A 12,274-nucleotide genomic window follows, 5' to 3' on the forward strand; every position below is an offset into this window, starting at 1 on the left:
TCGTGAGCTTCACCGCACCGATCCAGCTGCCCGGCCTGACCCGGGACCCCACCTGGTACAAGCGGGCGGTCTTCTACGAGGTGATGGTCCGGAGCTTCGTCGACAGCAACGGGGACGGCACGGGCGACATCGCGGGGCTCGCTTCGCGGCTCGACTACCTGCAGTGGCTCGGCATCGACTCGCTGTGGCTGCCGCCGTTCTACCAGTCGCCCCTCCGCGACGGCGGGTACGACATCTCCGACTTCAAGGCCGTGCTGCCGGAGTTCGGCACGATCGACGAGTTCCGCGACCTCGTGCGCCGGGCGCACGAGCGGAACATGCGGATCGTCATGGACTTCCCGCTCAACCACACGAGCGACGCGCACGAGTGGTTCCAGCAGTCCCGCAGCGATCCCGAGGGGCCGTACGGCGACTTCTACGTCTGGAGCGACACCGACGAGAAGTACAAGAACATCCGCGTGATCTTCGTGGACACGGAGGAGTCGAACTGGACGTTCGACCCGGTCCGGCGGCAGTTCTTCTTCCACCGCTTCTTCAGCCACCAGCCGGACCTGAACTTCGAGAACCCGAAGGTGCAGGAGGCGATCTTCGACATCGTCAAGTTCTGGCTCGACCTCGGCGTGGACGGACTCCGGCTCGACGCGATCCCCTACCTCTTCGAGAGCGAGGAGGGCAACGGCGAGGGCGAGCCGAAGACGCACGAGTTCATCAAGCGGCTCCGCGAGTACGTGGACCGCGAGTACCCCGGCCGCATCCTGCTCGCGGAGGCGAACCAGTGGCCGCGCGAGGTCGCCGCGTTCTTCGGCACGGAGGACGAGCCGGAGTGCCACATGGCCTTCGACTTCCCGGTCATGCCGCGGATCTACTACTCGCTGCGCGCGCAGACGGCGACGGAGCTCGTGAAGATCCTCTCCGAGCAGACGCACATCCCCGAGACCGCCGCCTGGGGCGTCTTCCTCCGCAACCACGACGAGCTCACGCTCGAGATGGTCGACGAGGAGTACCGGCAGGCGATGTACGGCTGGTACGCCTACGACCCGCGGATGCGCTCGAACATCGGCATCCGGCGGCGCCTCGCGCCCCTCGTCGACAACTCGCGGGCGGAGCTCGAGCTCGCCCACGCCCTCCTCTTCTCCCTGCCGGGCAGCCCGTTCCTCTACTACGGCGACGAGATCGGGATGGGCGACAACATCTGGCTGAACGACCGGGACGCGTCCCGCACGCCGATGCAGTGGACGCCCGACCGCAACGCCGGCTTCTCGACCGCTGACCCCGGCAAGCTCTACCTGCCGGTGGTCCAGTCGCTCGTGTACCACTACTCGCTCGTCAACGTGGAGTCGCAGCTCGCGCAGTCGCGCTCGATGCTCCACTGGGTCAGGAACGTGGTGCACACCCGCAAGGCGCACCCGGTGTTCGGCATGGGCGACCTGACGGTGCTCGAGACCGACCACGAGTCGGCGCTCGCCTTCCTCCGCAACTACGCGGGATCGGAGGGCTCCATCGGCGACCAGGCGGAGGCCGTGCTCTGCGTGTTCTCGTTCCTCCACAACCCGGTCTCGTTCACGATCACCGCGCCGGAGCTCGCGAACCACAGCCTCACCGACCTGTTCGGCGGCAGCCGGTTCCCCTCCTTCGACGACGAGGGCAGGGTGACGATCACCCTCGGCACCCAGAGCTTCTACTGGCTGCGCGTCGCGCAGCCGGTGCCGGACGAGGTGCCCGTCACGACGACCGCGATCCCGATCGTCTCGCCGGATCCGCGGGTCTGAGCGACCCGTGCCCGGGCTGCGCGACGTCGTCGTGCCCGTCGTGATCGGCGGCGGACTGGGCCTCGCGCTGCGCGCCGCGAGGGCGGTGTCGGAGCGGCGCCGTACCGTCGAGCGCGTGCAGGACACGCCGACGCTGCTCTTCGACCTCGAGGCGCCCGCCGAGCCCGCGGAGCCCGCGGAGCCCGCCGTCGTGTCGACGTGGCGCCCGCCGGCACCCGAGCCGGCCGCGGTTCCCGTGCCGCTCCTGCTGCTCGAGGACGCGACGCCCGACCCCGCGCCTCAGCCCGAGCCGCAGGCAGGGGCGGAGGCCTCCGCGCCGCCGGTGCCGGAGCGCCCGCTGCCGGCGTGGGCCTCGGCGCTCGGCGTCTTCGACCTCGAGACGACCGGCATCGACACGTCGACCGCCCGCATCGTGACCGCCCACGTCGGCGTGATCGACGAGACGGGGGCCGTCGTCGAGCGCAAGGACTGGATCGTGAACCCCGGGGTCCCGATCCCGGAGGGCGCCGCCGCCGTCCACGGGATCACCGACGACCGAGCGCAGCGCTTCGGCCGGCCACCCGGCGAGGTGGTCGCGGAGATCCTCGCGGCGATCCGGAGCGTGTTCCTCCGCGGTTTCCCGCTCGTCGTCTACAACGCGCCCTACGACCTGACGCTGCTCGCCGCGGAGGCCGAGCGGCATCGCCTGTGGCCGCTCGAGGTCACCGCCCCGATCGTGGACCCCTTCGTGCTGGACAAGGAGGTCGACCGCTTCCGCAAGGGCAAGCGCACGCTGACGGCCGCGGCGGCGGAGTACGGCGTCGACCTCACCGACGCGCACGACGCCGGCGCGGACGCGATCGCTGCGGGCCGGCTCGCGCAGGCCATCGCCCGGCGCCACCCCGACGCACTGGCGATGGAGGCGCAGGAGCTCCACGACGCGCAGGTGGCGTGGTGCGCCGACCAGGCGGAGCGCTTCCAGGCCTACATGCGGGAGAAGCGGGATCCGGGGTTCACGGCGAGCGGCGGCTGGCCGCGGCGCTGAGCCGCAGGGGTCATCCGACCCAGGCCGCCCGCTCCCAGATGCGAGTAATCGGCGTGAGCCGCCCCGTGCAGACGCGGACGGGCGCGCCCGTCTCCTGCGACACCACCCGGTCCGCGTCGGGCAGCCGGGTGACCGTCTCGCACTGCGCGAAGTCCTGCCGCAGCCAGCCCATGGAGTAGCCGACGGCGACCACGACGTCCGTGGTCGCGGGCGGCGGTGCCGCGTCGTGCATGGCGTTGTGGCCGCTGAAGGTGCGGCCGGCGAGGGACGGGGCGTAGCGCTCGATCGCACCGGCCTCCCCGTAGTTCCGGGTGAGCACCACGGCGTCCGTGCCGTGCGCGGCGTCGACCGCGTCCACCCGATGCGCGAGCGCCGGCCAGCCGAGCTGGTCGCGGGCGGCCTGGTTCCAGGCGGGCACGACCGTGCCGGCGAGCGCCGACGCCGGGACCACGGGCAGCGCGAGCAGCGCCGCGGCCGCCGCGTTCACGGCGACCGCCGCGACGAGCATGGCCCGGCGGCCTCGCGTCCGGGCCCACTCGACCGCGGGCACGCATCCGACCGCGAACACCGCGGTGAGCACGCCGAGGTCGTAGTAGAGCTGCGCGCCCATCAGCACGACGAGCGCAACGATCGCGACGAGCGCGACGGGCAGCCACCGCAGATCGCGCCACCGGCCCCGCCGGAACGGCGCGAGGAAGCCCGCCACGCAGACGGGCACCAGCGTCGGCCCGAGCAGCGCGACCAGGAAGGGCACGACGAACGGGCGGACGGCAGCGGCGTTCTGCGCGGAGAGGGCGGCGCCGATCCGCAGCTGGGGCAGCCCGTGCGTCGCCTGCCACACGAGGTTCGGCGCGCCGACGACGAGCACGATCAGGGCGCCCGCCGCGGCCCACCCCCACACCGCGGCCCGGCGGGGACCCGCCGCGGCGAGACCGATCGCGATCGCGAGCAGCAGCGCCAGCACGAGCAGCTTGTTGTAGAGGCTCGCGCCCGCGACGAGGCCGGCGAGCAGGAACCAGGCGCCCTGCCGCCGCAGGACCGCGCGGATCACGAGCAGGAGGACGAGGGGCCAGACGACGAGGTCGAAGGTGGCCGTGAACAGCACGTGCCCGAGGAGCAGCGGGTAGTAGCCGAAGCCGGCGCCCCATGCGGCGAGCGCCTGCGCGCCGCGGCCGCCGCCGACCTCCGCCGTGATCGCGGCGACGACGAGGACGGCGACCGCGGCGACGAGCGCCGCCACGAGGCGGAGCGCCCAGGCCTCGTCGACGACCCCGGCGACGACGCGCGCGACGAGCGGCGTGAACGGCGGCTGGTCGATGTACCCCCACGCGGGCGGCAGCATCCGGAAGTACAGCTCGTCGCGGTGGTACCCGTACCCGCCGGCCGTCGCGGTGAGGACGACGAGGAGCGCGAGCGCGGGCGGCAGGACCGCGCGGAGGTCGAGTCGCGCCCGCAGCGCTGCGGGTTCCCGACGGAGGTGCGCGGCCGCCGGCTCGAGGAGGACGGCGGTCGATGGCACCGGGCGACGCTACCGGGGTGGAACGGAAGAGGCCGCCCCCCTTGCGGAGAGCGGCCTCTGGCGGCTGGCCCGGGTGGGCTACTTGCCGAAGTTCTTGAAGCGCTGGTTGAACTTCTCGACGCGGCCGGCGGAGTCGAGGATGCGCTGCTTGCCCGTGTAGAAGGGGTGCGAAGCGGAGGAGATCTCGACGTCGATGACCGGGTAGGTCTCGCCGTCCAGCTCGATCGTCTTGTCGCTGGTCGTCGTGGACCGCGTGAGGAACGTCTCGCCGGAGGCCAGGTCGCGGAAGACGATCGGGCGGTACTCGGGGTGGATGCCGGACTTCATGACGGATGGACCTCTTCGGATCGAGATGCGGAACGACAGCGTGTCGAGGGCCGGCCCCGGGGGGCGGCGGGGCTGCGCGGAGCAGCCGACCGACGATGGTACCAGAGCGGCGGTGCGCCGGGGTCAGGCGCCGGCGGTCGCGCGGGCGGCGAACCGGCCGTCGCGCTCGGTGATCTCGACCTCCAGGCCGAACGTCGCACCGATGGCGTCGGAGGTGATCGTCTCGGCGATCGGACCGGCTGCGACCACCGCGCCCTGCTTCAGCAGCAGCGCGTGGGTGAAGCCGACAGGGATCTCCTCCACGTGGTGGGTCACCATTACCATGCCGGGCGCACTCGGGGCGCTCGCGTATCCGCCGAGCAGCTGCAGCAGCTCCTCGCGCGCGCCGAGGTCGAGGCTCGCGGCCGGCTCGTCGAGCAGCAGGAGCTCCGGGTCGGTCATCACCGAGCGGGCGATCTGCACGCGCTTCTGCTCGCCGTCGGAGAGGTCGCCGAAGCGGCGGTCGGCGAGGTGGTCGAGGCGCCATTCGGCGAGCACGCGGTTCGCGCGGCGCACGTCGATGTCCTCGTACTGCTCGTTCCAGCGCCCCGTCACGGAGTAGGCCGCGGTGAGGACGACGTCGAGCACGGCCTCCGTCGGCGGGATCCGCTTCGCCATCGCGCTCGAGGCGAAGCCGATGCGCGGCCGCACCTCGAAGAGGTCCGCCTTGCCGAGCTGCGCGTCGAGCACCGTGACGGCGCCGCGCGTCGGGTGCAGCATCGCGGCAGCGAGCTGGAGGAGCGTCGTCTTGCCGGCGCCGTTCGGTCCGAGGACCACCCACCGCTCGGCGCTGTCGACCTCCCACGACACGTGATCGAGGATCGTGGTGGTGCCCCGGGTCAGCACGACGTCCGAGAACTGCAGCACCACAGGCATGGGTCCAACCCTACGGGCAGCCCGGCCCGGAAGTCCTCATACGAGCGACGCGTAGACCTCGATCGTCTGCGCGGCGATCGCGTCCCAGTCGAAGACGGCCCGCGCCCGCTCGCGGCCGGCGGCCCCGAAGCGCTCGGCGACCTGCCGGTCCGAGACCGCGGCGCCGAGGACGCGCCCGAGGTCCGCGACGAACCGGTCCGGGTCGATCGGGGTGCCGGTGCCGTCCTGCACCTGCTCGATCGGCACGAGCCAGCCGGTCTCGCCGTCGACGACGACCTCCGGGATGCCGCCCGTGGCCGTGCCGACGACCGCGGTGCCGCACGCCATGGCCTCGAGGTTGACGATGCCGAGGGGCTCGTAGACGGAGGGGCAGACGAACACGTCGGCCGCGGTGAGCAGCGCGGTCAGCTCCGGGCGCGGCAGGATCCGCTCGATCCACACGACGCCGCTGCGCTGCTGCTGCAGCTCCCGGACGAGGCCCTCGACCTCGGCCATGATCTCCTTCGTGTCCGGCGCACCGGCGCAGAGCACGAGCTGCACCTCCGGCGGCAGCGATGCCGCAGCGCGGAGCAGGTACGGCAGCCCCTTCTGCCGGGTGATGCGGCCGACGAAGATCACCGTCGGCCGGTCGGGGTCGACGCCCAGCGAACGCACGAGGTCCGCGTCGCGGTTCGGCTTCCAGGCGTCGAGGTCGATGCCGTTGTAGACGACGTGCAGGCGGGCCGGATCGACGCCCGGGTACGAGCGGAGGATGTCGTCGCCCATCCCGCGGCTGACGGCGATCACGGCGTCGGCCGCCTCGTAGGCGGTGCGCTCGATCTCGGAGGAGATGCGGTACCCGCCGCCGAGCTGCTCGGCCTTCCACGGCCGCAGCGGCTCGAGGCTGTGCGCGGTGACGACGTGCGGCACCCCGTGCAGGAGCTTCGCGAGGTGCCCGCCCGCGTTGGCGTACCAGGTGTGCGAGTGCACGAGGTCCGTCCCCGCGGCGCCCTGCGCCATCTGCAGGTCGACGCCGAGGGTCGAGAGCGACCCGTTCGCGCCCTCGAGCTCGGCGGGCGGCCGGTACGCGGTCACGTCCGCTTCGTCGCGCGGCGCGCCGAAGCAGCGGACCCGCACCTCGATGCGCGATCGCAGCGCGCGGGTCAGCTCGGCGACGTGCACCCCCGCTCCCCCGTAGATCTCCGGCGGGTACTCCTTCGTCAGCAGATCGACGCGCACGGGCGCCACCATAGACCCCCGGCCGCCGAGTCGGCGGATACCCCCAATACGCCCGCTGATCGGGAATTTTCAGGGTGGCCGAATGTCGCTTGGGAGTACGGTGAGCGCCATGCCATCGAAGAAGATATTCGGCATCGTGCTCGCCGGCGGCGAGGGCAAACGGCTCATGCCGCTGACCGAGGACCGCGCCAAGCCGGCCGTGCCGTTCGGTGGCGTGTACCGCTTGATCGACTTCGCCCTGTCGAACCTGCTGAACTCCGGTCTGACCCAGATCGTCGTGCTGACGCAGTACAAGTCGCACAGCCTCGACCGCCACGTCGCGGAGACGTGGCGGCTGTCGGGGCTGCTCAACTCCTACGTCGCCTCGGTGCCGGCGCAGCAGCGGCTCGGCAAGCGCTGGTACCTCGGCAGCGCCGACGCGATCTACCAGAGCCTGAACCTGATCGGCGACGAGCAGCCCGACATCGTGGTCGTGGTCGGCGCCGACCACGTGTACCGCATGGACTTCGCGCAGATGATCGAGGCGCACATCGCCTCGGGCAAGAAGGCGACCGTCGCCGCGATCCGCCAGCCGATCGAGCTCGCGAGCGCGTTCGGCGTGATCGACGTCGACCAGAAGGACCCGACGGCGATCAACGAGTTCCTCGAGAAGCCGAGCGACCCGCGCGGCCTGCCGGACTCCCCCGGCGAGGTGCTCGCCTCGATGGGCAACTACGTCTTCGACACGGACGCGCTGATCGCGGCCCTCGAGGAGGACGCGGAGCGGCCCGGCTCGAAGCACGACATGGGCGGCGACATCATCCCCGCGTTCGTCGCGGCGGGCGAGGCGGGCGTCTACGACCTGAACCGCAACGAGGTGCCCGGCTCGACGGATCGCGACCGCTTCTACTGGCGGGACGTGGGCTCGATCGAATCGTTCTACGAGGCGCACATGGACCTCGTGTCCCCGGTGCCGGTGTTCAACCTGTACAACCGGCGGTGGCCGATCTACACCCAGACGCTGAACTCGCCGCCCGCGAAGTTCAACCGGGACGGGTACGGCAACAACACGGTCGTCCACGACTCGATCGTCTCGCCGGGCTCGCTCTTCTCCGGCTCGCGCATCCAGAACAGCGTCCTGGGCCCGTGGGCGACCGTGGAGTCGGGCGCGTCCGTCACCGACTCGGTGCTGTTCGACCGGGTCCGCATCGGTGCCGGGGCGGTCGTGCAGCGCGCGATCCTCGACAAGAACGCGGTGATCGCCGAGGGCGCGCGCGTCGGTGTGGAGCACGAGCGCGACCGCGAGCGCGGGCTGACCGTCACGGACAGCGGCATCGTCGTCGTCGGCAAGGGCGTCCACGTCGACCCCTGATCCTCCCGGTCTGCCAGGCTGAGCGGGTGCCGCGCCTCCTCGTCGTCCTCGACGTCGACTCGACGCTGATCGGCGAGGAGGTCGTCGACCTCCTCGCCGATGCGGCGGGCGCGGGCGCGGAGGTCGCCGCGATCACCGAGTCGGCGATGCGCGGCGAGCTCGACTTCGCCGCCAGCCTCACGCGGCGCGTGGCGCTGCTCGCGGGGCTGCCGGAGTCGGCGCTGGTCGCCGTGCGCGACCGCATCACGGTCACCGACGGCGTGCCCGAGCTGATCGCGGCCGTGCACGCGCGGGGCGGCGCGGTCGGTGCGGTCTCCGGCGGCTTCGCGCAGGTGCTCGACCCGCTCGCGGACGCGCTCGGGCTCGACCGCCGGCACGCGAACGAGCTGGAGGTCCGGGACGGGCGTCTCACGGGCCGCGTGTCCGGGCGGATCGTCGACGCGACGGTGAAGCGCGAGCGGCTGCTCGCCTGGGCGGCGGAGCTCGACGCCGACCGGACGATCGCGATCGGCGACGGCGCGAACGACCTGCTGATGATGGGGGCCGCCGACCTGTCGATCGCGTTCGACGCCAAGCCCGCGGTGCGGGCGGCGGCCGACCTCAGCCTCCCCGGCCGCTCGCTGCGACCCGTCGTCGGCCTGCTCCGAGCCTGAGCGCGTGCTGATCCGAGCCTGAACCGACCGCGCCCGGCGGGCGCCTCCGCGCGCTCGGCGACGGGCGGGGTGCCACAGTCGGGCCGTGCTCGACGACCTCCTCCTGATCGCCGCCGGCGCCGCGGGGCTCGCGGCCGTGCTCCTCGCGATCCGCGCCGGCCGGCGATCCGGGCGCGACCGCATGCTCGCCGGGGTCGGCGCGACGGTCGTGCTCGGCGTCGCGCTGGGCGGCGCCGGGCTCGTCGCGCTCCGGCCGGGCCCGACCGCGACGGCGGCGGCGTCGACCCCCGAGGCGTCGGCGACGGTGGAGCCGATGCCCGTCGCGACCTGGCGGCCGGTCGTCCTCCGCAAGGGCCCGGGCTACGCGCGCATCACCCGCTGGCGCCTCGCCGACTTCCCCGCGGCGCTCCGCACCGATCCGCGCCGCCCGGCGCAGGCGATGCCGAAGCACGGGGAGGTGGCCTCCGTCGTGATCCCCGCGACGCGGTCGCACTTCGCGGCGCGGCCAGCGATCGTCTACCTGCCGCCGGCCGCGCTGGTCGCGCAGCCCCGGCTGCTGCCGGTGATCATCGCGTTCTCCGGGCAGAGCCGGGGCGCCGGTCCCCGGGACCTCGTCTGGAGCGCGGACCTGCGCGGGTTGATGGACCGGATCGCCGCACGCCACCACGGCGTCGCGCCGATCGTCGTGGTGCCGGACCAGCTCGGTCCGGCCTCGGGGAACCCCATGTGCGTCGACTCGCGGCTCGGGAACTCCGCGACGTACGTCATGACGGACGTCCGCGGCTGGATCCTCGCCCACCTGCCGGTGCAGACGGCCCGGCGTGAGTGGACCGTCGCCGGGTTCTCGCAGGGGGGCACCTGCTCGATCCAGTTCGCCGCGGGGTTCCCGTCCGCGTTCGGCGCGGTCGTAGACGTCTCCGGCGAGGAGACCCCGTTCGTCCGATCCGAGGCGGCCACGATCGACCTCGGGTTCCACGGCAGCCGCACGGCGTGGATCCACGCGTCGCCGCGCTGGCTCCTCGCGCACCACCGCTACCGCGACCTGCAGGCGTGGTTCTCCGCCGGCGCCCGCGACCGGACCTACGGTCCGATCACGCCGCGCGTGGCCGGCTGGGCTCGGGCAGCGGGCATGACGACCCACGTCACGCGGTGGCCGGGCCTCGGCCACAGCTGGGTGACCGGGGCGTCCGGGCTCTCGTGGGGCTTCGATCATCTGGCGGGCTGGTGGGGCCTCGACCGGATCGCCGAGGGCGTCGCCTGAGGACGACCGGCCGTCAGTGCCCCATGCCGAGGCCGCCGTCGACCGGGATGACCGCGCCCGAGATGTAGGCGGCGTCGTCGGAGGCGAGCCACACGACCGCCTTCGCGACGTCGTCGCCCGAGCCGAAGCGCCCGACGGGGATGCGGCCCAGGTACTCCTGCTGCTGCTCGTCCGGCAGCGCGGCGGTCATGTCGGACTCGATGAACCCGGGCGCGACGACGTTCGCCGTGATGCCGCGACCGCCGAGCTCGCGGGTGAGGGAACGGGCGAAGCCGATCAGCGCCGACTTGGACGACGCGTAGTTCACCTGGCCGGCCGAGCCGAGCATGCCGACGACGCTCGAGATGAGGATCACCCGTCCGAACCGGGCCCGCAGCATCCCCTTCGACGCGCGCTTGACCACGCGGAACGCGCCGCCGAGATTGGTCGCGACGACGGAGTCGAAGTCCTCCTCGGACATCCGGAGCAGGAGCGTGTCCTTCGTGATGCCGGCGTTCGCCACGACGACCTCCACCGGTCCGAGATCCGCCTCGACGGCCCGGAACGCGGCGTCGAGCGAGGCCGCGTCGGTGACGTCCGCCTGGACGGCGAGCACGCCCTCCGGACCGGACCCGGTGCGGGAGGTGACCGCGACGCGGTGGCCCTCCGCCGCGAAGGCGAGAGCGATGGCGCGGCCGATGCCGCGGTTGCCGCCGGTCACGAGGACGGTGCGCTGGGTCAAAGGGGGCGTCTCCTTCCGCGAGGACTCCGAGAGCCTAGTGAGCGGAGCCGGAAGTCCCGGAGCCCGGCGTAGGTTGAACCCACTGTGACTCATGACGTCGTGCAGTCCGCCACTGCCCTCCCCGCCGCTCCGGTCGACGACCGCAAGCGGCGGATGCGCGCCTACTCCACGGCCATGTCGATCCGCATGGTCTGCCTCGTCCTCGTGTTCGTCGTGCCGGGCTGGTGGAAGCTCGTGTTCGGCATCGGCGCCGTCGCCCTGCCCTACGTCGCGGTCGTGCTCGCGAACGCGGGCTCGCGCATCGGCACCGTCGCGGTGACCCCCGGGCCCGCGCCGGTGCGCGCGATCGAGCCGCAGCGCCCCGAGTGACGACCGCGCCCGAGCGGCACACGTGCTCGCGGGCCGGCTGCCGGTCGGAGGCCACCACGGCGATCGAGTGGCGGAACCCGCGCATCCACACCGGCGACCGCGTGAAGACCTGGCTGGCGTGCGACGAGCACGTCGAGGTGCTGCGCGACTTCCTCGCCGCGCGCGCCTTCCCGTTGCGGCTGCGGCCACTGGGGGCTCCGGCCGACCCGGTACCCTGAAGCCCTCGTGGGACAGTTCAGCCGCATCCTCAAGGCGCTCGTCGCCGACGGCCGCTGGCACCGCTACCTGGCGCTGGCGATCGCCTTCGCGATCGGGTGCGCCCTCCTGTCCTGGTGGCAGTTCTCCCGGCGGGCGGACACGGCCGAGGCGAACGCGCTGATCACGGCGAACGCCTCCGCGGGGCCGGTGCCGCTCGACGACCTGCTCCCCTCCCGCACCGCGTACCGGGCGAGCCTGCAGTGGCGCACCGTCGAGGTGCGCGGGCAGTACCTCACCGACGACCAGCTGCTCGTCCGCAACCGGGTCGATCCGAACGGGAACCCGGGCTTCGAGGTCCTGACGCCGTTCCGGCTCGAGGACGGCGACGTGTTCGTGCTCGACCGCGGCTGGGTGTCCATCGGGACGAAGCAGGACCGCCCGGATCTCGTGCCGGCGCCGCCGACCGGCACCGTCACCGTGCTGGCGCGACTGCAGGCCGACGAGGGACCGCTCCCCGGTCGGACCGCGCCCACCGGGGAGATCCCGTCGATCGACCTGAAGCAGGTCGCCCACGACGTCGGGGCGCCGACCTACACGGGCGCCTACGGCCAGGTGCGGTCGGAGTCGCCCGCGGTCGCGACCACGCCCGAGCGCATCGAGCCGCAGCCGGCCGACACGGGCGTCGACGAGGGCACGCACCTCTCCTACGCGATCCAGTGGATCATCTTCGCCCTGCTCGGCTTCGTCGCCCTCGGCTGGTCGATCCGCCGCGACCTGCTCGACGCCGGCGACGAGGTCGTGACGGCGGCGGAGGAGCGCGCCGTCGCACGCCGCGCCCGCCGGGCACCCTCCGACGAGGCCGTGGAGGACGAGCTCACCGACGCCCGCTGAGCTCGCGGATCCGCAGAACCGTCGCGGATCCGCAGAAACTGCTCGACACGCCGCGGCG

13 protein-coding genes are annotated in these 12,274 nt (G+C 72.9%); 8 read left to right on the forward strand and 5 right to left on the reverse strand.

The window, feature by feature from the left end; genetic code table 11:
* Positions 1-2 precede the first annotated feature (2 nt).
* Both treS and CLV52_RS11310 read left to right on the forward strand, forming a co-directional pair.
* Positions 3-1,769, forward strand: a complete 1,767-nt coding sequence (gene treS / locus CLV52_RS11305; protein WP_133766434.1) for a maltose alpha-D-glucosyltransferase — start codon at positions 3-5, stop codon at positions 1,767-1,769.
* Positions 1,770-1,776: 7 nt separating this feature from the next.
* Positions 1,777-2,793 carry an exonuclease domain-containing protein gene (locus tag CLV52_RS11310; RefSeq protein ID WP_342773148.1) on the forward strand — a complete coding sequence of 339 codons (1,017 nt, stop codon included), beginning with the start codon at positions 1,777-1,779 and terminating at the stop codon, positions 2,791-2,793.
* 10 nt (positions 2,794-2,803) lie between these two features.
* Here CLV52_RS11310 and CLV52_RS11315 read toward each other — a convergent pair whose 3' ends face one another.
* The 4 genes from CLV52_RS11315 to glgA form a co-directional block, all read right to left on the reverse strand.
* Positions 2,804-4,312, reverse strand: coding sequence for a glycosyltransferase family 39 protein (locus CLV52_RS11315; protein WP_133766435.1), 1,509 nt, complete (start codon positions 4,310-4,312; stop codon positions 2,804-2,806).
* A gap of 78 nt (positions 4,313-4,390) precedes the next feature.
* Positions 4,391-4,639: a type B 50S ribosomal protein L31 gene (locus CLV52_RS11320; protein WP_133766436.1), complete on the reverse strand. Its 249-nt coding sequence runs from the start codon at positions 4,637-4,639 to the stop codon at positions 4,391-4,393.
* 123 nt (positions 4,640-4,762) lie between these two features.
* The gene (locus CLV52_RS11325) at positions 4,763-5,554 is read right to left on the reverse strand and encodes an ABC transporter ATP-binding protein (RefSeq protein WP_133766437.1); all 792 of its coding nucleotides are present in this window, start codon (positions 5,552-5,554) and stop codon (positions 4,763-4,765) included.
* A gap of 36 nt (positions 5,555-5,590) precedes the next feature.
* On the reverse strand, positions 5,591-6,772 hold the full coding sequence (gene glgA, locus CLV52_RS11330; protein ID WP_133766438.1) for a glycogen synthase: 1,182 nt from the start codon (positions 6,770-6,772) through the stop codon (positions 5,591-5,593).
* A 109-nt stretch (positions 6,773-6,881) separates the two neighbouring features.
* Here glgA and glgC point away from each other — a divergent pair, with 109 nt between their 5' ends.
* The 3 genes from glgC (at position 6,882) to CLV52_RS11345 (ending at position 10,037) form a co-directional block, all read left to right on the forward strand.
* Positions 6,882-8,123 carry a glucose-1-phosphate adenylyltransferase gene (gene glgC / locus CLV52_RS11335; protein ID WP_133766439.1) on the forward strand — a complete coding sequence of 414 codons (1,242 nt, stop codon included), beginning with the start codon at positions 6,882-6,884 and terminating at the stop codon, positions 8,121-8,123.
* 26 nt (positions 8,124-8,149) lie between these two features.
* A complete protein-coding gene (serB, locus tag CLV52_RS11340) occupies positions 8,150-8,776 on the forward strand; it encodes a phosphoserine phosphatase SerB (protein ID WP_133766440.1) in 627 nt (208 codons plus the stop codon).
* Between the two features lie 85 nt (positions 8,777-8,861).
* Positions 8,862-10,037 (forward strand): alpha/beta hydrolase, encoded by a 1,176-nt coding sequence (locus tag CLV52_RS11345; RefSeq protein WP_133766441.1) that lies wholly within the window; start codon positions 8,862-8,864, stop codon positions 10,035-10,037.
* A 13-nt stretch (positions 10,038-10,050) separates the two neighbouring features.
* On the opposite strand, the gene CLV52_RS11350 is transcribed toward CLV52_RS11345, so the two are convergent.
* A complete protein-coding gene (locus CLV52_RS11350; RefSeq protein WP_246018087.1) occupies positions 10,051-10,758 on the reverse strand; it encodes a beta-ketoacyl-ACP reductase in 708 nt (235 codons plus the stop codon).
* A gap of 99 nt (positions 10,759-10,857) precedes the next feature.
* Here CLV52_RS11350 and CLV52_RS11355 point away from each other — a divergent pair, with 99 nt between their 5' ends.
* The 3 genes from CLV52_RS11355 to CLV52_RS11365 are packed head-to-tail and all read left to right on the forward strand — an operon-like array spanning position 10,858 to position 12,216.
* The gene (locus tag CLV52_RS11355; RefSeq protein WP_246018088.1) at positions 10,858-11,127 is read left to right on the forward strand and encodes a DUF3099 domain-containing protein; all 270 of its coding nucleotides are present in this window, start codon (positions 10,858-10,860) and stop codon (positions 11,125-11,127) included.
* Positions 11,124-11,345, forward strand: a complete 222-nt coding sequence (locus CLV52_RS11360; protein WP_133766443.1) for a hypothetical protein — start codon at positions 11,124-11,126, stop codon at positions 11,343-11,345. Before CLV52_RS11355 ends, CLV52_RS11360 begins: the two co-directional genes overlap by 4 nt.
* 7 nt (positions 11,346-11,352) lie before the next feature.
* Positions 11,353-12,216, forward strand: coding sequence for an SURF1 family cytochrome oxidase biogenesis protein (locus tag CLV52_RS11365; RefSeq protein WP_246018089.1), 864 nt, complete (start codon positions 11,353-11,355; stop codon positions 12,214-12,216).
* Positions 12,217-12,274: the final 58 nt, after the last annotated feature.

It is taken from the genome of Amnibacterium kyonggiense, assembly GCF_004364555.1.
Classification (GTDB): domain Bacteria; phylum Actinomycetota; class Actinomycetes; order Actinomycetales; family Microbacteriaceae; genus Amnibacterium; species Amnibacterium kyonggiense.